Consider the following 21867-nt stretch of genomic DNA (forward strand, 5'->3'; position numbering starts at 1 on the left):
CTGCTGATTCGTGCAGGGGTTATCGGCAAGGCGGGGCGAAGCTGAAACGCTTTTTCAGGCTATTTGTAACTGGTTGAAAACGTTTGCTTTTTGCATGTCGCAAGGGGCTGCCTTGCCGCCCGTTCGCCGGTAAACCGGCGCCTACAGGGCCTTTGGATGGCGGTGGGGCTGGGGTAAACTTGCCGCCTTCGCTGAACCCCCTGACGGTATTGCCATGAATTTCGCCAAACTCGGCCTGATCGAACCGCTGCTGCGCACCCTGCAGACGCTGGACTACACCACTCCGACCCCGGTCCAGGCCCAGGCCATTCCTGCCGTGCTCGCCGGCCGCGACCTGATGGCCGCGGCCCAGACCGGCACTGGCAAGACCGCGGGCTTCGCCCTGCCGGTGTTGCAGCGCCTGGCCCTGGAGGGCGAGAAGGTCGCCGCCAACTCGGTGCGCGCGCTGGTGCTGGTGCCGACCCGGGAGCTGGCCGAGCAGGTCCACGCCAACGTACGCGAGTACGCCGAGAACCTGCCGCTGTCCACCTATGCGGTGTATGGCGGGGTCAGCATCAACCCGCAGATGATGCGCCTGCGCCGTGGCGTAGACCTGCTGGTGGCCACTCCGGGGCGCCTGCTCGACCTGTTCCGCCAGAACGCCATCAAGTTCGGCCAGGTGCAGACCCTGGTGCTCGACGAAGCCGACCGCATGCTCGACCTGGGCTTCGCCGAAGAGCTGCAGGTGGTGTACGCGGCGCTGCCGCGCAAGCGCCAGACGCTGCTGTTCTCCGCCACGTTCTCCGACCAGATCCGCATGCTCGCGGGCCTGGCGCTCAACGATCCGCTGAGCATCGAGGTCAGCCCGCGCAACGCTGCCGCCAACACGGTCAAGCAGTGGCTGGTGCCGGTGGACAAGAAGCGCAAGGCCGACCTGTTCTGCCACCTGCTGCGCAAGCAGCGCTGGAAGCAGGTGCTGGTGTTCGCCAAGACCCGCAACGGTGTGGACCAACTGGTCGAGCGGCTGCTCGCCGAAGGCGTCAACGCCGACGGCATCCACGGTGACCGCCCCCAGGCGACCCGCCAGCGTGCGCTGGACAGCTTCAAGGCCCGCGAGGTCCAGGTGCTGGTGGCCACCGATGTTGCCGCCCGTGGCCTGGACATCGACGACCTGCCGCTGGTGGTCAACCTCGACCTGCCGATCGTCGCCGAGGACTATGTGCACCGCATCGGCCGCACCGGGCGCGCGGGCAACAAGGGCGAGGCGATTTCGCTGGTGTGCGCTGACGAAGTGCAATTGCTGGCGTCGATCGAGACGCTGATCCGCCAGGTCCTGCCGCGCCACGAAGAGCCGGACTTCATCCCCGATCACCGGGTGCCGGTGACCGATGCCAGTGGCCAGGTGCTGAAAAAGCCGAAGAAGCCCAAGAAACCGAAGGAGAACAGCGCCAAGCGTGGCCTGGGGCGCTGGATGGACAGCGCCGAGTCGGGCGCGTCGGCGCCGTCGGTCAAGGCGGTGCGCAAGGTCCCGAGCTTCGGTGGCAAACCGCGCAAGCCCAAGCCGTGAGGTAGGTGAAGCCCTGCGCGATCCCTGTAGGAGCGGCACAAGGCCGCTCCTACAGGGGCAGGCGTAGATCCCATTCAGGTGCGCGATAAGAGCCAGTTTGCTGCTGCCTGGCCAGCCCTGAGTCCACTGGCAAAGCACGCTGTCAACAGGTACCCCCCTGTCGGCGCCTCCCAGTCCAGCATTTCCCCCGCGCAGAACACGCCCGGCAGCTTCGCCACCATCAAGCCCTCATCCAACCCTTCGAAACGCACCCCGCCAGCACTGCTGATCGCCTCGTCCAGCGGCCGCGTGCGCACCAGGGTGATCGGCAGTGCCTTGATCGCCGCCGCCAACCGCTCAGGGTCGGCAAAGATTGCCTGGTCCGTGAGTTCACGCAGCAACGCCGCCTTCACCCCATCGATCCCCAACTGACCGTGCAGATGCTTGGCCATCGACCGCGAGCCACGAGGCTTGGCCAGGGCCTGGGCGATCTTGTCCACAGGCCGGTCCGGCAGCAGGTCGAGCAGTAGCGTGCCATGCCCGTCACGGGTGATCGCGTCACGCACGGCAGCCGACCAGGCATACACCAGGCTGCCTTCCACCCCTTGCGCGGTGAGGATGAACTCGCCCTTGCGCGGCGCCATGCCGGGCACGCTCAGGGCGATGTTCTTCAGCGGTGCGCCGGCGAACTTGTCCTTGAGCAACGCACTCCAGCCTTCGACCTCGAAGCCGCAGTTGCTTGCCTGCAACGGCGAGATATCCACACCCCGTCCGCCTAGCAGGTTTGTCCAAGCGCCGTCGGAGCCCAGGCGCGCCCAGCTGCCGCCCCCCAAGGCGAGGACAACGGCATCGGCGTGCATCGCCAGCTCGCCCTGTGGATAAGCGATCCGCAAGCTGCCATCGGCGTTCCAGCCCAGCCAGCGGTGGCGGGTGTGGATAACCACCCCGGCGTCGCGCAGGCGCTTGAGCCAGGCGCGCAGCAGGGGCGCGGCTTTCATGTCGCGGGGGAACACCCGGCCCGAGGTGCCGACGAAGGTTTCGATACCCAGGTCATGAATCCACTGACGCAGGGCATCGGCGTCGAAGTCGCGCAGCAGGGCGTCGATCGCGTCGCGCCGTTCGGCGTAGCGGCCTATGAACGCCGGGTAGGGCTCGGAATGGGTGATGTTCATGCCGCCCACGCCCGCCAGCAGGAACTTGCGGCCCACCGACGGCATGGCGTCGAACACCTGTACCGCCACGCCACGCCGGGCCAGCGCCTCGGCGGCCATCAGGCCGGCGGGGCCGCCGCCGATCACGGCGACTGAGGGGTGGGAGGCGGTACGGGGATCGGTCATGGCGGGCGACAGGCTGTGGAAAAGAGCGCGCATTCTACCCCAGCAGCCCTGGATGAGACACTGCTCAAAAAACGATCAACTGCTTGCAAGTCAGGTGGTTAAAGGGCTGGACGGGTTTTCCCGCAGGTTATCCACAGGCGGTTCCACAGTCATTGTGAACAACCGATGACCCGTGCCGCGCTGTGGTGGAGGATGCCGTGGCGCCGGGCCAGGGCCACACGATCCTTGCTGTAGCCGCCACCGATCACCCCGACCACCGGGATGTCGCGGCCCAGGCATTGGCGCAGTACCAACTCGTCGCGGGCGGCCAGGCCTTCATCGGTCAGTTGCAGGTAGCCCAGGGCATCGTCCTTGTGCACATCGACGCCGGCGTCGTACAGCACCAGGTCTGGCTGGTACAGCGGCAGCAGGTAGTTCAGCGCATCGTCCACCACCTTGAGGTAGGCGTCGTCATGCATGCCCCTTGGCAGGGGAATGTCCCAGTCGCTCTGGGCCTTGCGCGCCGGGAAGTTCTGCTCGCAGTGCAGCGACACGGTGATCGCCTCGGGGGTGTCCTGGAGGATGCGCGCGGTGCCGTCGCCCTGGTGCACGTCGCAGTCGAAGATCAGTACCCGGTGCACGCAGCCGGCCGCCAGCAGGTAGCGGCTGATCACCGCCAGGTCGTTGAAGATGCAGAAGCCGGCCGGGTGGTCGTAGTGGGCATGGTGGGTGCCACCGGCCAGGTGGCAGGCGATGCCGTGCCGCAGCGCCATCTCGGCGGTGAGCAGCGAACCGCCGACCGCGCGCACGGTGCGCCGGGCCAGGGCTTCGCTCCAGGGCAGGCCGAGGCGGCGCTGGTCTTCCCGTGACAGCTCGCCGTTCATGTAGCGCTCGATGTAGTCGCGGTCGTGGGCCAGGGCGAGGATGTCGTTGGGGCAGATCTCCGGGCGCAGCAGCGCCTGGTCGGTGGTCAGCCCGCTGTCGACCAGGTGGTCGCGCAACAGGCGGAACTTGTCCATCGGGAAGCGGTGGTCCGCTGGGAACTCGGGGCTGTAGTCGTCGTGGTAGATCAGTGGCAGCGGCATGGGGGTGTCGTGGTCGGGGCCAGTGCTGATCTTGCCAGCAGTGCCGGGCGGGGCGCTATCCTGTTGCGCATCGCAATCGACATGGGGAAGGGCATGGGTAACGGTCTGCTGTCGTCCTGGACATTCTGGGCCCTCCTGTCGGCGCTGTTCGCGGCGCTGACGGCGATCTTCGCCAAGGTCGGGGTGGCCGGCATCAACTCCGACTTCGCCACCTTGCTGCGCACGGTGGTCGTGCTGGTGAGCCTGGCGCTGATCCTCTACGCCACCGGGCAGTACCAGGCGCTGGGCTCGATCTCGCCGCGCAGCTACCTGTTCCTGGTGCTCTCGGGCCTGGCCACCGGGGCGTCGTGGATCTGCTACTTCCGCGCCTTGCAGCTGGGCCAGGCCTCGCAGGTGGCGCCTGTGGACAAGTTGAGCGTGGTCCTGGTGGCGGTGCTGGGGGTGACCTTGCTGGGTGAGCGGCTCGACCTGCGCCAGTGGGCCGGCATCAGCCTGATCACGATCGGTGTGGTGATGCTGGCCTGGCGTTAATTCAACGGCCGCTGCTGGCCAGCACCCGCTGCCAGTCGGGCTCGTTCATGCGCCCGAGGATCCGCGCCTTGCCGTCAGCGTTGACCGAGACGAACAGGGCGCTGGCATAGCCGCTCTCGCGCTCGCCACCGGGTACGTTCTGCTGGCGCTGGAAGTGGTCGATGCAGCCGTTGTGGGTGACCAGCACCAGGTTGTGCCCCACACGCTTGCGGGCCAAGGCTTCGCTGGCGAACTGACGGTCGCAGCTTTCCAGCCAGTCGGCGCTGTCCACCGCCTGGCCGAGGATGAAGTGCGCGGTCTGGCGCGTGCGCAGCTTGGGGCTGGTCAGCAGGTCGGCATTGGCCAGCCCGAGTTGCTCCAGGCCCTGGCCGACGCGTCGCGCCGCCTGGCTGCCTTTGATCGTGATGCCGGTAGGGTCGTCCAGGCACGGGCCGGGGGCGCTGTCGCAGCGTTCGGCGTGGCGGATCATCACGATCACCGCGCCGTCCTTCCAGTCCTGCAGCAGGCCACTCTCACTCAGTTGCTGTTCGTTGCCAAGGTCCACGATATGCGTCCTCGTCGCCAGCCAGGTGGTCACCCCGGCCAGGGCCATGATCAGGCCAAGGGCGGCGCCCAGCACCTTGCGCGATCGGCGGCGTGCGAGACGGGGCGGGTTGGCCGGGTTGTCCAGGGTCTTGCTGGAAAGCATGCGTCGCTCCATTGGCAGTGCGGCGTCGATTGTGGCCGCTGTGGTTGCCGGCATTCTGCGAAGCGGGCCGTTGGAGGGCGGTGAAGCGGATGTGAAAAAAACATCCGCTGGCCGGCGCCTGGGTGAAGATGCGCCGACGGCCTACGCTATACACTGGCAAGCCGCGATTTCGGAGCCGCCCTGATGACCCCCATCCCTGAACTGGAAAGTGCCCGGCTGGTGCTGCGCCAATGGCAGGACGACGATCTGCGCGAGTTCGCCGCCCTGTGCGCCGACCCCCAGGTGATGCGCTATTTCCCCGCGCCCATGACGCGCCTGGAGGCCGCTGCGCTGATCGGCCGGATCCGCGGCCACTTCAACGAGTACGGTTTCGGCCTGTGGGCCCTGGAGCGCAAGGACAGCGGTGCATTCATTGGTATGACCGGGCTGCTCAATGTCAATTTCGACGCGCCGTTCGGCCCGGCGGTGGAGATTGGCTGGCGCCTGGCGCGGCGGCATTGGGGGCTGGGCTTCGCCAGCGAGGCGGCGTGGACCTGCCTGCGCTGCGCATTCGCCCAATTGCACCTGGACGAAGTGGTGTCGTTCACTACCGAAGGCAACCTACCGTCGCAGAAGGTCATGCAGGCCATTGGCATGCGCCACGACCCGGCCGGTGCTTTCGAGCACCCGCGCCTGCCCGTCGGCCACCCGCTGCGCCCCCATGTGCTGTACCGCATCGACCGCGCACAGTGGCAGGAGAACCTGCGCGGCTGAATACGCCGGCATCGACGAGGCGAATGACAAACGCTGTATCATCTGCCGCTATAACAGCGCCGTAATGCCTTGCCAGGAGAACCTTCCATGAGCCACGTACTGGACGACCTCGTCGACCTGCTGAGCCTCGAATCGATCGAGGAAAACCTGTTCCGCGGACGCAGCCAGGACCTGGGCTTCCGTCAACTGTACGGTGGCCAGGTGCTTGGGCAGTCGCTGTCGGCGGCCAGCCAGACGGTCGAGGACGCCCGCCATGTGCATTCGCTGCACGGCTACTTCCTGCGCCCGGGCGATGCCAGCATGCCGGTGGTGTACTCGGTGGACCGTGTGCGTGACGGCGGCAGCTTCAGCACCCGGCGGGTGACGGCGATCCAGAAGGGCCAGCCGATCTTTACCTGCAGTGCGTCGTTCCAGTACGACGAAGAGGGGTTTGAACATCAGGCACAAATGCCCGATGTGGTCGGCCCCGAGAACCTGCCGTGCGAAGTGGAGCTGGCCCGCGCCATGGCCGACCAGTTGCCCGAACGCATCCGCGACAAGGTGCTGTGCGCCAAGCCCATCGAGATCCGCCCGGTCACCGAGCGCGACCCGTTCAACCCCAAGCCGGGCGACCCGGTCAAGTACGCCTGGTTCCGCGCCGACGGCACGCTGCCGGACATCCCCGCGCTGCACAAGTACCTGCTGGCCTACGCCTCGGACTTCGGCCTGCTGACCACCGCGCTGCTGCCCCATGGCAAGTCGGTGTGGCAGAAGGACATGCAGATCGCCAGCCTCGACCACTCGCTGTGGTTCCACCGCAACCTGCGCGCCGACGACTGGCTGCTGTACGCCACCGACAGCCCCTGGGCCGGCAATGCCCGTGGTTTCACCCGCGGCAGCATTTTCAACCGCGCCGGGCAACTGGTGGCGTCCTCGACCCAGGAAGGCTTGATCCGCCATCGCAAGGACTGGGCATGAGCCTGGGGCAGATCCGCCACTGGGTGTTCGACATGGACGGCACCCTGACCGTGGCCGTGCATGACTTCGCGGCCATTCGCGAAGCCCTGGACATCCCGGCCGCGCACGACATCCTCACCCACCTGGCGGCGTTGCCGGCGGCGGAAGCTGCGGCCAAGCATGCCTGGCTGCTGGAACACGAACGCGACCTGGCGATCGCCTCGAAGGCGGCGGACGGGGCGGTGGAGCTGGTGCGTGAGTTGCACGCGCGTGGTTGTCGCCTGGCGATCCTCACCCGCAATGCCCGCGAGCTGGCCCATGTCACCCTCGAGGCGATCGGCCTGGCTGACTGCTTCCCGGTGGAACACATCCTCGGACGCGACGAGGCGGCGCCCAAACCAAGCCCGGACGGGCTGTTGCAGATCGCCCAGGCCTGGGGCGTCGCCCCTGCGCAGATGGTGATGGTTGGCGACTACCGCTTCGACCTCGATTGTGGCCGGGCGGCGGGCACCCATACCGTGCTGGTGAACCTGCCGGACAATCCGTGGCCGGCGCTGGCCGACTGGCATGCGGCGGATTGCCGGGCGCTGCAAGCGTTGCTCTCCCAACCCATTGACCTGACACGACCTCCGTAGGAGCGGCTTCAGCCGCGATCACCCGCGAGGCGGGTGCCAGACAGCGCGATACCCGCATCGCGGCTGAAGCCGCCCCAACAGGCGAACAGGCCCTTCAGCGCCTAAGCTGCACTGCACCTTTTTCCCGATGGAGACCCCACCCATGAGCACCAAGGCCCTCTACGTCCTGCCCGGTGGCGGCTACGACAAAGTCCAGCTCGGCACCTGCGAAACCGCCGCGCCCCAGGCCGGTGAAATCACCGTGCGCCTGCACGCCAGCTCCCTCAACTACCACGACTTCGCCGTGGTCAGCGGCATGTGGGGCCCGAGCGAGCGGCGCATTCCCATGGCCGATGGTGCCGGCGAAGTGATCGCGGTCGGTGCCGGTGTCAGCGAATTCAAGGTGGGTGACGCGGTGGTGAGCACCTTCTTCCCCAGTTGGCTCGACGGCCAGGCCCAGGTCGAAGGCTTCGCCAGCGTGCCGGGCGATGGTATCGACGGCTACGCCCGCGAGCAGGTGACGGCCCGCGCCACGTCGTTCACCCACGCACCCAAAGGCTACAGCCACGCCGAGGCCGCGACCCTGACCACCGCCGGCCTCACCGCCTGGCGCGCGTTGATGAGCGACGATCACCTCAAGCCGGGCGACAGCGTGCTGGTGCAGGGCACGGGGGGCGTCTCGATCTTCGCCCTGCAGTTCGCCAAGCTGGCAGGCGCCACGGTGATCGCCACGTCGTCCAGCGATGCCAAGCTGGAGCGCCTCAAGGCCCTCGGCGCCGATCACCTGATCAACTACAAGCGCACCCCGGCCTGGGGTGAGAACGTGCGTCAGCTCACCGACAACCGCGGCGTCGACCATGTGATCGAAGTGGGCGGCCCGGCGACGCTGGAGCAATCGATGATCGCCGCGCGCATCGGCGGGCATGTGTCGTTGATCGGCATCCTCACCGGGGTGGCGGGGCAGTTGCCGCTGGTGCAGGCGCTGGTGCGGCAGATCCGCCTGCAAGGCGTGCTGGTGGGCAGCCGCGCGCAGCAGCAGGCGATGGTCCGGGCCATCGACGCCAATGGCCTGCGGCCGGTGGTGGACAAGCATTTCGAACTGGAGCAGATGGTCGAGGCGTTCAAGTACCAGGAAAGCAACAGGCATTTCGGCAAGATCTGCCTGACCTGGTGAACACGACAAGATCCTGTGGGGGGCTTGTCCGTACCCCATCGATTTGCAACGACCTCTGTAGGAGCGGCTTCAGCCGCGATCAGCCGCGAAGCGGGTGCCGGACACCGCGCTGCCTGCATCGCGGCTGAAGCCGCTCCTACATCAGGTATGCGACAGCATTGGGAAACGTATCGGCGCCTGATCGAGCGGTGTCTCTGACGTGCCCCAGACGAACAGTGCGTCATCGTTATCCACAACCCGCGTGGCGAAGGCTTCGTCGCGCAAGGGCGTGAACCCCAGCACCACCTCCCGCGTCCCTGGTCGCACCAGTTCCGGCAGCAACTCGTGCAGGTCCACCAGCCGTGCACAGAACACATCCACCAGCACCATCCGCTCGCCTTCCTGCTCCACCACCACATACGTCTCATGCCGAGGCGAATAGAACAACGCTTCCCGGTACGGCCCGTCGCAATAGAACATCGTCAGTGCCACATTGGGCACCAGGCTCAAGCGAGCCTGTGGACAACTGCCCGCCACCGCCGCCATGAAGCGCTGCAATTGCCCACCATCGTCCAGGTCCACCGGGCTGAAACTGCTGGCGCTCTGTGCCCCGGACCATTGCAGGTAATGCTCCCGCTCGATCACCCGGCGAAAACCGAACTTCGGATAGAAGCCCAGCACGGTGCTGTTGGCGAACAGGAACAACAGGTCGCAAGGTGAGGCCCAGCGCTGCACCAGGCACTCCATCAGGTGGCGGCTGTAGCCCCGGCCACGGGCCTCGGGCCGGGTCATCGCCGTGCCGATCTGCGCACAGTGCAGGTACTGCCCTTGGTGAATGAAGGCCAGCGGGCTGACCGAGACATTGGCCAGCATTCGCCCTTGGCGAACCAGCGAGCAGGGCTGGTAGTTGTCCTCCCAGAAGCCCGCCACGTACCAGGCTTCGAAATCGAAGCCGTAGGTCTGTTCGGTCAGGGCGTTCAGCTCGCCACGCAGGTGCGAGTCGTCGCGGTAGTGTTCGACCCGCTCGAGGTCGGGGTCGTCGAGGATGATCGCCATGGTGTCCGTTCCACGCCGTGAAGAGGGGCAATACATTAACGCCGATGGGGAAGAAAAGCTGTAATCAACTGTGCCTCACCAACCTCTTGCCGCCCCGGTAACCCGGGGCTTTTTTCGTTTACGCCGCCGTTGCGTACACCACCACCGCCGCGCGCAGCTTGCGCCCGCCGAACAGGCTCATGCGCTGGAACTCCTGGTGGCTCACCGGCAGGTGCTGGCAATCCAGGGCCTGGCGATGGCGGCCATGGTCGATGTCGGGGTCGTGCAGGTAGACGAAATCGTCGTCGCAAGCGGTGACCAGCACCCAGTGCGGCGCCTTGCTGCCGGTCAGCCGGTAGTTGCTGATCAGTACCAGCGCCAGGCCGCCCTGCGCGAGTACCCGAGGCAGGTCGGGCGCCTGCCGGGCGATCTGCACGTCGCTGCCCTGCAACTCGGCGCAGAAGTCCTCGTGGACCAGGCGCATGACCTCTTTCTTGGCCGCCTGGCGCACGCCGTCGAGAAACAGTGGCCCTTCTGTATTGAGCCTCAGTTGCACGCGAAAACCCCGTCGCCAGGCGGCCAGGGCCAGGCCGTGGGGGCTGCAGCCGCCGTGGCCGGAGGTCATGAACACGGTGGTCGCCTCGCGCCACAGGCGCAGTTCCTCGCGGCGGGTGGGCAGGCGTTGCGGTTGCAGGGCGGCCATGGCCATCAGCAGGCAGGCCGGGCCGCAGGTGAAGTCGGTGGTCTGGGCGTAGTAGGGGACCGGCCGCGCCTCGCCCGTCGGGTGCTGGAGGATGCGTTTCTCGTAGCGCAGCGCGCTGGCGTGGTCCTCGTAGTAGTCGTCCACCTGGGCGAAGCGCCGGTAACCATGGCGCTCGTACAGGGCAATGGCGGTGGGGTTGTCGGTGCGTACCTCGAGGCGCAGGTAGGCGCGCTCGTGGTCCAGGGCGCAACGCTCTGCTTGTTCCAGCAGGCGCGCGCCAAGCCCCTGGCCGCGTGCCTGTGCGGCGATGGCGATGGAGTACAGGCGCGCCAGTGATGTCCCGCGATGGAACAGCAGCAACGCATAGCCCATCAAGTGGCCGTCACGTTGCGCCACCAGCAGGCTGGCGTTGGCGTGGGAGAGCATCCAGCGGAAGCTGCGCGGGGTGAGCCGGTCCAGGGCGAAGCACTGGTTCTCCAGTGCCAGCAGGGCCGGCAGGTCTTCGACAGTTGCCAGGCGAAATTCGATCTGCATAGGGCCGCCGTAAAAGTTGCGTAATGAAACGGGACATTCGAAAAACTTCGTGCTTAATAGAAGCCGTGTCTACCCAACACAGGGCTTCCAACATGTCTTCGTTTCAGGAACCTTTACCGGCATGGCCCGGGGAAAGTTCAAACTCAAGTGCGACTGGCGTTATTTATCCACTGCAACTGGACAACAAGTCAAGTCAGCTGGTGATCATCGTGGAGCGGCGTGATGACTGGGCTTCGTACCTGCCAAGCGAAGATGTCGTGACGGCTCAGGAATACCTGGAACAGTCTCGCGAGACAGACAACGGCAAGCGCGTACAAGTCATAAACTTATGTCGTAACTATAAGTATCTAGGCCACGGTTATTATTGTTCGTTGTTGGCCGAGGCGCGCGGTCACAAAGTCATTCCCTCGGTCAGAAGTATCAGTGAGCTGACCCGTAAATCGTTATACGGGTTGGCCCTCGACGAGATGGCGCGCAGCCTGGAAAGTGCCTTGGCCAATCACCCCTACGGTGAAACCGAAGGCTTCACCCTGACCCTGTATTTCGGCCGTACCGACCTGGAACCGCTGCAGGACATTGCCCGCCAGCTGTTCGAAAGTTTCCCTTGCCCGATCCTGCTGGTGGAATTCCGCAAGACCAGCACCTGGCATATCGCCGGGGTCAAGGCCGGCGCGCTGCACAAACTGCGCGAAGACCAGCAGGACCAGTTCGCCAACGCCCTCGATGGCTTCAGCCGCAGGATCTGGCGCCAGCCGCGTTCGCGCCGGGTGGCGCGCTACGACCTGGCGATCCTCCACGACCCCGACGAAGCGCTGCCGCCGTCCAACCCCAAGGCCCTGGAGCGCTTCATCCGCGCCGGGCACCAGCTGGGGGTCGATGTCGAACTGATCGGCAAGAAAGACTACGCCCGCCTGGCCGAATACGATGCCCTGCTGATCCGCGAGACCACCAGCGTCGACAACCACACCTACCGCTTCGCCAAGAAGGCCGAGAGCGAAGGGCTGGTGGTGATGGACGACCCGGCATCGATCCTGCGCTGCACCAACAAGGTCTACCTGACCGACCTGTTGCGCAGCCATCGCCTGGCCATGCCGGCCAGCGAGATCCTCTACCGCGACAACCCTCAGGCGCTGGAAGGCATCGGCGAACGGCTGGGCTTTCCGCTGGTGCTGAAGATCCCCGACGGTTGTTTCTCCCGGGGCGTGATCAAGGTCAGGGACCACGCCGAACTTCTGGCCGCCACTGCCGAACTGTTCGAGCACTCGGTGCTGCTGCTGGCCCAGGAGTACCTCTACACCGAATACGACTGGCGCATCGGTGTGCTCAACCGCAAGCCGATCTTCGCCTGCCAGTACTTCATGTCCAAGGGCCACTGGCAGATCTTCAACCACCAGGCCCAGCGTGACGAGGTCAACGGCGAGTGCCGCACCCTGGCCGTGCACGAGGCGCCTCGGGCGGTGGTGGAGCTGGCGGTGAAGGCCGCCAACCTGATCGGCGACGGCCTGTACGGCGTCGATCTCAAGCAGGTCGGCGAGCGGGTGGTGGTGATCGAGGTGAACGACAACCCCAACCTCGACGCCGGCATCGAAGACGCCTACCTGCACGATGACCTCTACACCCTGGTGCTGGAGGAATTCATCCGCCGCCTGGAGCAGAAGCGCCGGGGGCAAGCCTGGTAACGAGGTGCTGGCATGATCGAAAGCTACAGCCTGGCCCACGGCCAGTTGCGCAAGCGCGAAGGGCTCGATTGCGAGGTGCTGCTGTTCGTCGAACCGGACAGCGCCGAGCGCGAGCTGCTGCAGGCGTGGTTCCACCTGGACGCCCATGCCCTGGCCTCGGCGCTGGACCCGGACGAAGTCTCGCGCCTGGAGCTGCACCGTGATGGCCTGTTCCTGATCTGGAAGCGCCCGGAGAGCTACACCGGCGGCGACAGTTTCGCCTTCCAGGTGTCGTCGTTCGGCATGCTGATGGTCGACGGCCACCTGGTGCTGATCGCTCCGGATGACTCATTGCTCGACGGCCTCGGGCAACGCCATGCGCTGCACGATCCGATGGATGTGCTGCTGGCCATCCTGCTGGACAACCTGCACCACTACCTGGGGCACCTGAAGGTGATCAAGATGGTCGCCCGCGAACTGCAGCAGCGCTTCGAGCAGTCGCTGGAAAACCACCACCTGATGCAGATGTTCAACCTCAGCGAGAGCCTGATCCACTACATCAACGCCATCCACAGCAACGGCGCGGTGCTCTCGCGCCTGCGCGCCCACGGCGAGAAGCGCCACTTCAACCCCGAGGTGCTGGCGCTGATCGACGACCTGGTGATCGAGAACAACCAGTGCCACAAACAGGCGGAGATCTACTCGACGGTATTCGCCGGCTTGATGGACGCCCGCGGCAACCTGGCCAACAACGCGATGAACGAGACCCTGCGCAAGCTCACCCTGATCAACGTGGTGTTCCTGCCGCTGAACCTGATCGCCAGCATCGGTGGCATGTCCGAGTTCAGCATGATGACCGCAGGCGTGCCGTGGTGGCTGGCCTACGCGTTGCTGGTGCTGGCGATGATGCTGCTGGGCGTGCTCATGGTGCTGGCGCTCAAGCGTCTGGCCCATCGACGTGGGACAAGTCCGACAGGTTCGGCACGGCCCTGTGGGAGCGGGTTTACCCGCGAATGCGATGGAGCACCCACTGGCCCTTTCGCGGGTAAACCCGCTCCTACAGGCACCTGTAACCCGTAGGAGCCAGCCTTGCTGACGATGCCCGGCCTAGCCGGGCCAGGGAAACTTATCGTTAATCCGGAGAACCCCATGAGCAACCTGCAGATCGGCCTGATGATCGTCTCCGCGATCCTGACGTTCGCGGTGGTGAACTTCTACTGGGATTACCGCCGCGACCGAGATTGACGCTCCCAGGCATGCCGAGGGGCTTGACTGACGCGGATAGGCACGTGGTGTCGTGATCGAACCGTTGTCTGACGTTTTCGAGCATTTTGCTCGCGCCGCGCCCGGCTTAAAGTGAAGCCCGCATCTTCACGGTGCGTTGCCCCGGGCGCGTGAGAAGGCCGTAACAGAGCGTGCGCAACGTACTCCACCGTTGATCGAGGAGCCCTTTCGCCCGCACCTGCCCGTCCCTTCCATGTGTCAGCAAAAAGAGAACAACACCAATGAACACCGTGGGATCCGATGGCAACCTTGCCCAAGGTTTCAAGCCGCGTCACGTCACCATGCTGTCCATCGCCGGCATCATCGGCGCCGGGCTCTTCGTCGGTTCCGGGCACGCCATCGCGGCGGCCGGGCCAGCCACCATCCTCTCCTACTTCGTGGCCGGCACCCTGGTGGTGCTGGTCATGCGCATGCTCGGCGAAATGGCCGTGGCGCACCCCGACACCGGCTCGTTCTCCACCTACGCCGAGCAAGCCATCGGCCGCTGGGCCGGCTACACCATCGGCTGGCTGTACTGGTGGTTCTGGGTGCTGGTGATCCCCATCGAGGCGCTGGCCGCGGGGCATGTGCTCAACGCCTGGTTCCCCCAGGTGGACAGCTGGATCTTCGCCCTGGCCTCGGTGTTGCTGCTGGCCTGCACCAACCTGTTCAGCGTGGCCAAGTACGGTGAGTTCGAGTTCTGGTTCGCCATCCTCAAGGTCACCGCGATCCTCGGGTTCATCGGCTTGGGCTTCGCCGCGCTGTTGGGCTGGCTGCCCAACCGCGAGGTCAGCGGCCTGAGCACGCTGATGGCCGAGCAGGGTGGCTTCGCCCCCAAAGGCTGGTCGGCGGTGGTGGGGGCGTTCATCACCGTGATGTTCAGCTTCATCGGCACCGAGGCGGTGACCATCGCCGCCTCCGAGTCCAGCGACCCGTCGCGCAACATCGCCAAGGCCACCCGCTCGGTGATCTGGCGCATCAGCACCTTCTACATCCTGTCGATCTTCGTGATCATCTCGGTGGTGCCGTGGAACGACCCGCAGCTGGCGGTGGTGGGCTCGTACCAGCGCGCGCTGGAAATCATGAACATCCCCAACGCCGCGCTGATGGTCGATTTCGTGGTGCTGATCGCAGTGACCAGCTGCATGAACTCGTCGATCTACATCGCCTCGCGGATGATGTACTCGCTGGCCAAGCGTGGTGACGCGCCGGCGTTGCTGAACAAGACGTCGAAGGTCGGTGTGCCGCGCGCGGCGGTGTTCGGCAGCACCCTGATCGGCGCGGGCATCGCCATCCTCAACTACTTCGCGCCCAAGGGGGTGTTCGAATTCCTGCTGGCCAGCTCCGGGGCCATCGCCTTGCTGGTGTACCTGGTGATCGCCATCTCGCAACTGCGCATGCGTGCGAGGCTCGAGCGGGAGAACGCCAACCTCAAGTTCCGCATGTGGCTGTTCCCCTGGCTGACCTGGGCGGTGATCGTGTTCATCAGCTGCGCCCTGGGGGTGATGCTGTTCACCGAAGAGCACCGGGCCGAGGTGACCGCGACGCTGAGCCTGGCGATCGTCATCTCGTTCCTGGGTATCGTCACCACCCGGGGCCAGGCGCGCCGGGCGGTGGGGGCGCGGTCGTTGGGGTGAAGGCTCTTTGGCGTTTTAGGTGTTCGATTGGAGCGTTGCAGCGCCTATGGGATCGAGCGCCGCCTGTGCGGCGCATCGCGGATGAATCCGCTCCTACAGTCGTTGCAACGTGCCTACGCCTGGCCCTGTAGGAGCGGATTCATCCGCGATGCGCCACAAGGCTTTCGCCACCCCAGACGGCCCCCGGATCTTCATCCGCGTGATATATCCGTGCCATCATTTTTTGTCTTACACTCCCGCCACTAGCTCGCAAGGGAGTGCGCAACATGCTTCGCGGTTTCCGTTTGGCTTTGACCCTGGGTCTGTTGCACCTGCCGCTGGCGCAGGCCGGCGAAGCGCCGGTCGACCCCTTGCTCGACGCCCCTTCCACCACAACCGCCAGCAGCGGGCAGAACCCCCGTGGCGTGCTGCGTGCCCGCGACCAGGCGGTGCTGTCCAGCGAACTGGCCGGGCGCATCGTCGAGATGCCCTACGCCGACGGCCAGGACTTCAAGCAGGGCAGCACCCTGGCGCGCTTCGACTGCAGTGCCTATCAAGCCCAGCTAAACGCCGCCCAGGCCGCCGTGCGCGCCGCCAGTGAAGAACTCCGGCACAACCGCCAGCTGGCCGCGCTGAAGTCGGTCGGCCAGTTCGAAGTGTCGCTGGCCGAGGCCAAGCAGGCCCAGGCCCAGGCCGAAGCCCAGGTGTACCAGGTGCAGATCAAGCGCTGCGTGGTCAGCGCGCCGTTCGACGGGCGGGTGGTGCAGCGCCGGGCCCAGCCCCATGAAAGCGTGCCCAGCGGTTCGCCGTTGATCGAGGTGGTGGACAACCGCTCGCTGGAAATCCACCTGCTGGTGCCCTCACGCTGGTTGGGGCGGCTCAAGCCCGGCCAGCCGTTCGAGTTCGTCCCCGATGAAACCGGCAAGCCCCTGCAGGCCCAGGTCAAGCGCGTGGGCGCGCGGATCGACGAGGGCAGCCAGACCCTGCAACTGATCGGCGAGCTGCCCCGCGACAGTCAGGGGCTGCTGGCCGGCATGAGCGGCACCGCCCACTTCCCGGAACAGCCATGACCGTCGCGGCGGGCGTGGCCGAGCACGCCTTCGCACTGTTCCTCGGTTTGCAACGCCAGGCCCGGCAGGCCGCCAGCAGCGAGCAACTGGCCTACGCCATGGTCAACGATGGCCAGGCGTTGTTCGGCTTTCGCCATGCCGCCCTGCTGATCGCCGGCAAGGTCCAGGCCCTGACCGGCATCAGCGTGGTGGAGCCCCATGCGCCGTTCGTGGCATTCGTCGAGCGCGCCGCCCACACCTTGCAGGCCGCAGGCGTGGCGGGCCAGGCTGGCGTCGTCGACCCCGCTCGGCTGGACGCCCAGGCCCTGGCCGACTGGCAGTCGCTGTCGGCCGCCCACGCTTATTGGTTGCCGCTGCTCGATCGCCAGGGCGAAGCCTTCGGTGCCCTGTGGCTGGCCCGCGACCAGGCGTTCAACCCCGCCGAACAGGCTTTGCTGAACCAGTTGGGGGACACCTACGCCCATGCCTGGCTGGCCTTGCGCCCGACCCGGCCCTGGCGCCTGCGCTGGCCAAGGCGGCGCCTGCTGGCAGTGGCGGGGGCGTTGCTGCTGGTGCTGCTGGTGCCGGTGCGCCAATCGGTGCTGGCGCCGGCCGAAGTCGTGCCGCGCGCGGGGCGTGTGGTCGCCGCGCCGCTGGACGGGGTGATCGCCGAGTTCCTGGTCAAGCCCAACCAGACGGTCGCCACGGGCGATGTGCTGGTGCGTTTCGACGCCACCACCCTCAAGGCCCAGGCCGATGTCGCCGAGCGCGCCCTGGGGGTGGCCGAGGCCGAGCTCAAGGCCAGTACCCAACGGGCGTTCAGCGATGCCGAATCCAACGCCCGGCTCGATCTGCTGGCCGCCCGTGTGGAGCAGAAACGCGCCGAGCTCGATTACGCCCGCCAGCTTCTGGGGCGCAGCGAGATCCGCGCCGAACGCGCCGGGATCGCGGTATTCGCCGATGCCGAGCGCTGGATGGGCAAACCGGTACAGACCGGCGAGCGCCTGATGCAATTGGCCGACCCGCAGATGGCCGAGTTGCGCATGGAACTGCCGGTGGGCGACGCCATCGCCTTGCAACCTGGCGCCGAAGTGGCGCTGTTCCTCGACAGCGACCCGCTGCACCGCCACGCCGCGCGCCTGGAACGCGCCGCCTACGAGGCCCAGGCCACCGCCACCGGGCAATTGGCCTACCGCCTCGATGCAGGCTTCGATGACACGCCGCCGCGCATCGGCCTGCGCGGCACCGCCAAGCTGTACGGCGAGCGCGCGCCGCTGGTCTATTACCTGCTACGCCGGCCGTTGGCGGCGTTGCGCCAGGGGCTGGGGCTGTGAGCCTGCCACCGCTGCGAGCCGACCTGCAGCTGTCGGCGGCGGCGCCCGGCCACGACGGCGCGCCACAATGGACCCTGGCCGACCCGCTGCGCGGGCGCTACTTCAAGCTAGGCGCCGCCGCCGTGCGGCTATTGCAGCACTGGCGGTTGGGCGACCCGCAACGGGTGCTGGCCGCCGCCAACGCCGAGCCCGGCCAGGCCGTCGATGGGCAGGCCCTGGAAGAGCTGCTCCTGTTCCTCGGCCAGCATGACCTGATCAGCGCCGAGGACGCCCGCCAGCGCGACAGCTATGCGACCAAGGCCGCCGCCACCCGGCAGAGCCTGTGGACGCGCGTGCTGCATCAGTACCTGTTCTTTCGTATTCCGCTGTGGCGCCCGGACGCGTTCCTCAACCGCGCCTGGCCGCTGCTAGAACGCCATGGCGGCTGGCTGCTGCGCATCGCCCTGCCGCTGGTGCTGGCGCTGGGCGTGTTCCTGGTGATCCGCGACTGGTCACGTTTCATCGCCACCTTCCCGCACCTGTTCAGCCTGGGGGGCATCCTTGCCTTTGGCGTGGCGCTGGGGTTCGCCAAGCTGTGCCACGAGTTCGGCCATGCCTTCATGGCCAAGCGCGCCGGCTGCCGGGTGCAGAGCATGGGCCTGGCGTTCATGGTGCTGCTGCCGATGTTCTACACCGATGTCAGCGATGCCTGGCGGGTCCGTGACCGGCGTTCACGGCTGCTGATCGACGCCGGTGGGGTGTTCGCCGAGCTGGTGCTGGCGGTGCTGGCGCTGCTGGCCTGGTCGCTGCTACCTGATGGCCCGGCACGCACGGCGGCGTTCATGCTGGCCAGCGCCACCTGGATCACCACGCTGCTGGTCAACCTCAACCCCTTCATGCGCTTCGACGGCTACTTCCTGGTCAGCGACCTGTGGGGCGTCGAGAACCTGCAGCAGCGCGCCTTCGCCCTGTGCCGCTGGCGCCTGCGCGAAGCGTTGTTCGGCTATGGCGAACCGGCCCCGGAAGCCTGGCCTGCCGTCATGCGCCGCCGCCTGCTGGTGTGGGGTTATGGCGCCTGGCTATGGCGCGCGGTGCTGTTCTTCGGTATCGCCCTGGCGGTGTATCACCTGTTCTTCAAGGTGCTGGGCATCTTCCTGATGCTGGTGGAGCTGGTGTGGTTCATCGGGTTGCCGGTGTGGAAGGAGCTACAGCAGTGGTGGCTGCGCCGTGGCCAGGCGGCGCCGGGCAAGACCTTGCGGGTCGCAGCCGGGCTGGCGCTGCTGCTGGCCGTGCTGGTGGTGCCCTGGCGCGGCGCGGTGGACGTGCCGGCGATGCTCGAGGCGTCCCGCGTCAGTGCCTTGCACGCGCCGGTGGCGGCACGGGTGAAAAGCCTGCTGGTGCGCGAGGGGCAGAGGGTTGGCCAGGGGACTTTGCTGCTGGAGCTGGAGTCGCCCGACCTGGCGTCGCGCCAGTCCATCGTGCGCCGCGAGATCGACATCCTGCAGCTGCTGTTGCGCCGTCAGGCCGGGCGCAGCGAGACGGCGGGTGATGCCGGTGTGCTTGAACAGCAACTGGCCGAAGCCGTGGCCGAATACCGTGGCCTGACGGCCCAGCGTGAACGCCTGCAACTGCGCGCGCCGCGCAACGGGGTACTGCGCGACCTGCCGCCGGACCTTGTGCCCGGCCAGTGGGTCAGCCCGGCCCAGACCCTGGGGCGGATTGTCGAGCCGGGCGTGCGCCTGCGGGGTTACCTGGCCGAGGCCGACCTGTGGCGGGTGGCGGCCGGCAGCGAAGGGCGATTTATCGCCGATGACCCGGCGCGGCCGGCAGTGCCGGTGCGGGTGGAGCAGGTGGACGCCACCGGGGTGACGGTGCTGGAGCTGGAAGCGTTGGCCTCCGACCGCCATGGGCCGGTGGCCGTGCGGCGTGATGGCCAGCAACGCGCGGAGCCGGTGCAGGCCCAGTACGGTGTGCGCTTGAGCCCGTTGGCCGAGGTGGCAGATGTGGGCCAGCCGGTGCGTGGGGTGGTGGTGCTCGAGGGTGCCCGGGAGTCGTTGTTGGGGGCCGCCTGGCGGCGGTTGGCGGCGCTGGGGGTGCGTGAGAGTGGTTTTTAGGGGGGCCGAGCGCCGCATCGCGGATGAATCCGCTCCTACAGGCCAGGCGGTGTTGTCACGCAGGTGTGGCACGTTGCAACCGATTGTAGGAGCGGATTCATCCGCGATGCGCCGCGCAGGCGGCGCTCGATCTCCAGTGCGCTGCAATACACGAGCAAAACCTAGAAGGGCTGTTTTCCAGGACGAACCCACCACAAGGAACACCCATGACCGAAGCCCCGCTACCGCTATGTTCCCAGCTCCCCCTGGCAATCGACCTGCCAGCGTTGCTACCGGCCCTGGCCCAGGTCCCCGCCGAAGCCTGGCAGACGCATTTCAACCACAGCTACCACGAAGGCGACTGGAGCGGGGTGGCGCTGGTCACCGCCGAGGATGCGCCGCTACCGCTGGCCCCGGGCCAGGGCGCGCCAAAGAACCTGACCTGGTGGCAGGGCGAAACAGCCTGGCAAACGGTGCTGGCGCCATTCCAGGCCTCGCTGCGCGCCGCCCGCCTGCTGCGCCTGGGCGAAGGCGCCAGGATCCACGAACACCGCGACCCCGACCTGGGCCGCCCTGGCGGCTGCCTGCGCCTGCACATCCCGCTGCTCAGCCCGCCCGGCGTTGAGTTCCTGGTGGACGGCCTGCAAGTGCCGATGCGCCCGGGCGAGTGCTGGTTCATCGACCTGTCGCGACCTCATCGCGTCAACAACCCCGGCCCCGGCGAACGCATCCACCTGGTGCTCGACTGCACGGCCGACCCTTGGCTGCTGGCATTGATCGAGGAAGGTCTGGCGCGCACGCCAACCTTGCAGCCGGGCAGGGCGGAGCAGGCATTCGAACGGTTTTGCCAGCAACTGGCCGAGTTGCCGGCATTGGCCGCACGCCTGCAGGCATTGGAGGACCCTCGGGCATTCGTCGCCGAAGCCGTGCGATTGGGCGCCGAGCAAGGGCAGATATTTTCCGACGCAGAGGTCCTGGCCGCCATGCGCCGGGGCAAGCAGGCATGGAGCGATCAATGGCGAGCATGAACACCCCGCTGGACTTCCAGGGCTGGCTGCCCATCCGCCTCTGGCAAGGCGACGCCGGCTGGCGGGTGGACTGGTGCTGGTTTGGCGAGCGGCGCCTGACCCGGCCATTCTTCCGCGACGATGTCGACCTGGCGCTGCGCCTGCCGTTCAACCAGGCCATGCGCCGCGAAACCGACGTCCAGGCCTTGCTCGACTGGCATGCCCGCAGCCCTGGCCTGAGCCCCACGACCTTGGTGTTCCACGCCTCGCGCTGCGGTTCGACCCTGGTCGCCCAACTGCTGGCCAGCCAGGCCCGCAACATCGTGCTGTCCGAGCCCCCGCCGCTGGACAATTTGCTGCGCGCCGCACGCCAGGACCCGGCCGCAGCGGCCTGGCAAGCCGACGCCTTGCGCGCCCTCTGCTCGGCCTACGGCCAGCGCCGTCGGGGGGATGAACGGCAACTGCTGATCAAGCTCGATGCCTGGAACATCTTTGACGCGCCACTGCTGACGGCGCTGTATCCCGACGCGCCCCGGGTGTTCCTCTACCGCGACCCGCTGGAAATCGTCGTCTCGCAACTGCGCCAGGCGGGCATGCACCGGGTACCGGGGCTGCTCGGCGCTACAGGCCTGGACAGCTTGCTGCCCGCCCCCCAAGCCATGGACACGGTGGAATACACCTGCCGGATGATTGGCGAAATTCTCACGGCTGGCCTAGCGTTGTGCGAACGCCACGGCGCCATCGCCGTGAACTACAGCGAATTGCCCGACGCCGCCTGGGGACGCCTCGGGCCACTGTTCGGCATCCAGCCCGGCGATGTGGCGGACCTGCGCGCCGTCGCGGCCTTCGACGCCAAGCAGCCGGCCATGAACTTCAGCGCCGACAGCCAGCGCAAGCGCGAGGAGGCCAGCGACGAATTACGGGTTGCGGTCAGCCGTTGGGCCCAGGCACCTTACAACGCGTTGGAATCCATACGGTTGCGAAACGTCTAGGAA

General features: G+C 66.8%; 19 protein-coding genes. 14 read left to right on the forward strand and 5 right to left on the reverse strand.

Features of this window, described 5'->3' with window-relative positions:
• Positions 1–214 precede the first annotated feature (214 nt).
• Positions 215–1546, forward strand: coding sequence for a DEAD/DEAH box helicase (locus tag JYG34_RS03340; protein ID WP_213659474.1), 1332 nt, complete (start codon positions 215–217; stop codon positions 1544–1546).
• 74 nt (positions 1547–1620) lie between these two features.
• On the opposite strand, the gene JYG34_RS03345 is transcribed toward JYG34_RS03340, so the two are convergent.
• Together JYG34_RS03345 and JYG34_RS03350 are read right to left on the reverse strand one after the other, a co-directional pair.
• Positions 1621–2862 carry a TIGR03862 family flavoprotein gene (locus JYG34_RS03345; RefSeq protein WP_213659475.1) on the reverse strand — a complete coding sequence of 414 codons (1242 nt, stop codon included), beginning with the start codon at positions 2860–2862 and terminating at the stop codon, positions 1621–1623.
• Positions 2863–3011: 149 nt separating this feature from the next.
• Positions 3012–3926, reverse strand: a complete 915-nt coding sequence (locus tag JYG34_RS03350) for a histone deacetylase family protein (RefSeq protein ID WP_213659476.1) — start codon at positions 3924–3926, stop codon at positions 3012–3014.
• A 93-nt stretch (positions 3927–4019) separates the two neighbouring features.
• Between JYG34_RS03350 and JYG34_RS03355 the strand changes: the two genes are divergently transcribed.
• Positions 4020–4457 carry an EamA family transporter gene (locus JYG34_RS03355; RefSeq protein ID WP_213659477.1) on the forward strand — a complete coding sequence of 146 codons (438 nt, stop codon included), beginning with the start codon at positions 4020–4022 and terminating at the stop codon, positions 4455–4457.
• Position 4458: 1 nt separating this feature from the next.
• Here the strand turns inward: JYG34_RS03355 and JYG34_RS03360 are convergent, their stop codons facing one another.
• Positions 4459–5145 carry a histidine phosphatase family protein gene (locus tag JYG34_RS03360; protein ID WP_213659478.1) on the reverse strand — a complete coding sequence of 229 codons (687 nt, stop codon included), beginning with the start codon at positions 5143–5145 and terminating at the stop codon, positions 4459–4461.
• A gap of 183 nt (positions 5146–5328) precedes the next feature.
• On the opposite strand from JYG34_RS03360, the gene JYG34_RS03365 reads away from it, so the two are divergent.
• From JYG34_RS03365 to JYG34_RS03380, 4 genes are all read left to right on the forward strand, one after another.
• Positions 5329–5898 carry a GNAT family N-acetyltransferase gene (locus JYG34_RS03365; protein WP_213659479.1) on the forward strand — a complete coding sequence of 190 codons (570 nt, stop codon included), beginning with the start codon at positions 5329–5331 and terminating at the stop codon, positions 5896–5898.
• Positions 5899–5985: 87 nt separating this feature from the next.
• Positions 5986–6855: an acyl-CoA thioesterase II gene (gene tesB, locus JYG34_RS03370; RefSeq protein WP_213659480.1), complete on the forward strand. Its 870-nt coding sequence runs from the start codon at positions 5986–5988 to the stop codon at positions 6853–6855.
• On the forward strand, positions 6852–7469 hold the full coding sequence (locus JYG34_RS03375) for an HAD family hydrolase (RefSeq protein ID WP_213659481.1): 618 nt from the start codon (positions 6852–6854) through the stop codon (positions 7467–7469). The genes tesB and JYG34_RS03375 overlap by 4 nt, the downstream gene beginning before the upstream one ends.
• A gap of 142 nt (positions 7470–7611) precedes the next feature.
• Positions 7612–8622, forward strand: coding sequence for a zinc-dependent alcohol dehydrogenase family protein (locus JYG34_RS03380; RefSeq protein ID WP_213659482.1), 1011 nt, complete (start codon positions 7612–7614; stop codon positions 8620–8622).
• Positions 8623–8763: 141 nt separating this feature from the next.
• On the opposite strand, the gene JYG34_RS03385 is transcribed toward JYG34_RS03380, so the two are convergent.
• Both JYG34_RS03385 and JYG34_RS03390 read right to left on the reverse strand, forming a co-directional pair.
• On the reverse strand, positions 8764–9657 hold the full coding sequence (locus JYG34_RS03385) for a GNAT family N-acetyltransferase (protein WP_213659483.1): 894 nt from the start codon (positions 9655–9657) through the stop codon (positions 8764–8766).
• Positions 9658–9775: 118 nt separating this feature from the next.
• Positions 9776–10873, reverse strand: coding sequence for a peptidase C39 family protein (locus tag JYG34_RS03390; protein ID WP_213659484.1), 1098 nt, complete (start codon positions 10871–10873; stop codon positions 9776–9778).
• A gap of 92 nt (positions 10874–10965) precedes the next feature.
• Between JYG34_RS03390 and JYG34_RS03395 the strand changes: the two genes are divergently transcribed.
• The 8 genes from JYG34_RS03395 to JYG34_RS03430 all read left to right on the forward strand — a co-directional run bounded on the left by JYG34_RS03395 (position 10966) and on the right by JYG34_RS03430 (position 21864).
• On the forward strand, positions 10966–12552 hold the full coding sequence (locus JYG34_RS03395) for a RimK family protein (RefSeq protein ID WP_249746210.1): 1587 nt from the start codon (positions 10966–10968) through the stop codon (positions 12550–12552).
• A 12-nt stretch (positions 12553–12564) separates the two neighbouring features.
• Positions 12565–13611, forward strand: coding sequence for a magnesium transporter CorA family protein (locus JYG34_RS03400; RefSeq protein ID WP_249746211.1), 1047 nt, complete (start codon positions 12565–12567; stop codon positions 13609–13611).
• 425 nt (positions 13612–14036) lie between these two features.
• Positions 14037–15431 carry a GABA permease gene (gabP, locus tag JYG34_RS03405; RefSeq protein ID WP_213659485.1) on the forward strand — a complete coding sequence of 465 codons (1395 nt, stop codon included), beginning with the start codon at positions 14037–14039 and terminating at the stop codon, positions 15429–15431.
• 266 nt (positions 15432–15697) lie between these two features.
• A complete protein-coding gene (locus tag JYG34_RS03410) occupies positions 15698–16480 on the forward strand; it encodes an efflux RND transporter periplasmic adaptor subunit (RefSeq protein WP_213659486.1) in 783 nt (260 codons plus the stop codon).
• Entirely contained in the window at positions 16477–17793 is a 1317-nt protein-coding gene (locus JYG34_RS03415; protein ID WP_213659487.1) for an efflux RND transporter periplasmic adaptor subunit, read from the forward strand. The genes JYG34_RS03410 and JYG34_RS03415 overlap by 4 nt, the downstream gene beginning before the upstream one ends.
• Positions 17790–19886 (forward strand): HlyD family efflux transporter periplasmic adaptor subunit, encoded by a 2097-nt coding sequence (locus JYG34_RS03420; protein ID WP_213659488.1) that lies wholly within the window; start codon positions 17790–17792, stop codon positions 19884–19886. Before JYG34_RS03415 ends, JYG34_RS03420 begins: the two co-directional genes overlap by 4 nt.
• A 206-nt stretch (positions 19887–20092) precedes the next feature.
• Positions 20093–20893, forward strand: a complete 801-nt coding sequence (locus tag JYG34_RS03425) for an aspartyl/asparaginyl beta-hydroxylase domain-containing protein (protein WP_213659489.1) — start codon at positions 20093–20095, stop codon at positions 20891–20893.
• Positions 20881–21864 carry a sulfotransferase gene (locus JYG34_RS03430; protein WP_213659490.1) on the forward strand — a complete coding sequence of 328 codons (984 nt, stop codon included), beginning with the start codon at positions 20881–20883 and terminating at the stop codon, positions 21862–21864. The genes JYG34_RS03425 and JYG34_RS03430 overlap by 13 nt, the downstream gene beginning before the upstream one ends.
• The last annotated feature ends 3 nt before the right edge of the window (positions 21865–21867 follow it).

This window comes from Pseudomonas entomophila, from assembly GCF_018417595.1.
GTDB lineage: Bacteria > Pseudomonadota > Gammaproteobacteria > Pseudomonadales > Pseudomonadaceae > Aquipseudomonas > Aquipseudomonas entomophila_C.

Bases quoted from the DNA above. Each gene is read 5' to 3' on its own strand.
- JYG34_RS03340 (WP_213659474.1), top strand. From the start codon at position 215: ATGAATTTCGCCAAACTCGGCCTGATCGAACCGCTGCTGCGCACCCTG.
- JYG34_RS03345 (WP_213659475.1), bottom strand. From the start codon at position 2,862: ATGACCGATCCCCGTACCGCCTCCCACCCCTCAGTCGCCGTGATCGGC.
- JYG34_RS03350 (WP_213659476.1), bottom strand. From the start codon at position 3,926: ATGCCGCTGCCACTGATCTACCACGACGACTACAGCCCCGAGTTCCCA.
- JYG34_RS03355 (WP_213659477.1), top strand. From the start codon at position 4,020: ATGGGTAACGGTCTGCTGTCGTCCTGGACATTCTGGGCCCTCCTGTCG.
- JYG34_RS03360 (WP_213659478.1), bottom strand. From the start codon at position 5,145: ATGCTTTCCAGCAAGACCCTGGACAACCCGGCCAACCCGCCCCGTCTC.
- JYG34_RS03365 (WP_213659479.1), top strand. From the start codon at position 5,329: ATGACCCCCATCCCTGAACTGGAAAGTGCCCGGCTGGTGCTGCGCCAA.
- tesB (WP_213659480.1), top strand. From the start codon at position 5,986: ATGAGCCACGTACTGGACGACCTCGTCGACCTGCTGAGCCTCGAATCG.
- JYG34_RS03375 (WP_213659481.1), top strand. From the start codon at position 6,852: ATGAGCCTGGGGCAGATCCGCCACTGGGTGTTCGACATGGACGGCACC.
- JYG34_RS03380 (WP_213659482.1), top strand. From the start codon at position 7,612: ATGAGCACCAAGGCCCTCTACGTCCTGCCCGGTGGCGGCTACGACAAA.
- JYG34_RS03385 (WP_213659483.1), bottom strand. From the start codon at position 9,657: ATGGCGATCATCCTCGACGACCCCGACCTCGAGCGGGTCGAACACTAC.
- JYG34_RS03390 (WP_213659484.1), bottom strand. From the start codon at position 10,873: ATGCAGATCGAATTTCGCCTGGCAACTGTCGAAGACCTGCCGGCCCTG.
- JYG34_RS03395 (WP_249746210.1), top strand. From the start codon at position 10,966: ATGTCTTCGTTTCAGGAACCTTTACCGGCATGGCCCGGGGAAAGTTCA.
- JYG34_RS03400 (WP_249746211.1), top strand. From the start codon at position 12,565: ATGATCGAAAGCTACAGCCTGGCCCACGGCCAGTTGCGCAAGCGCGAA.
- gabP (WP_213659485.1), top strand. From the start codon at position 14,037: ATGAACACCGTGGGATCCGATGGCAACCTTGCCCAAGGTTTCAAGCCG.
- JYG34_RS03410 (WP_213659486.1), top strand. From the start codon at position 15,698: ATGCTTCGCGGTTTCCGTTTGGCTTTGACCCTGGGTCTGTTGCACCTG.
- JYG34_RS03415 (WP_213659487.1), top strand. From the start codon at position 16,477: ATGACCGTCGCGGCGGGCGTGGCCGAGCACGCCTTCGCACTGTTCCTC.
- JYG34_RS03425 (WP_213659489.1), top strand. From the start codon at position 20,093: ATGACCGAAGCCCCGCTACCGCTATGTTCCCAGCTCCCCCTGGCAATC.
- JYG34_RS03430 (WP_213659490.1), top strand. From the start codon at position 20,881: ATGGCGAGCATGAACACCCCGCTGGACTTCCAGGGCTGGCTGCCCATC.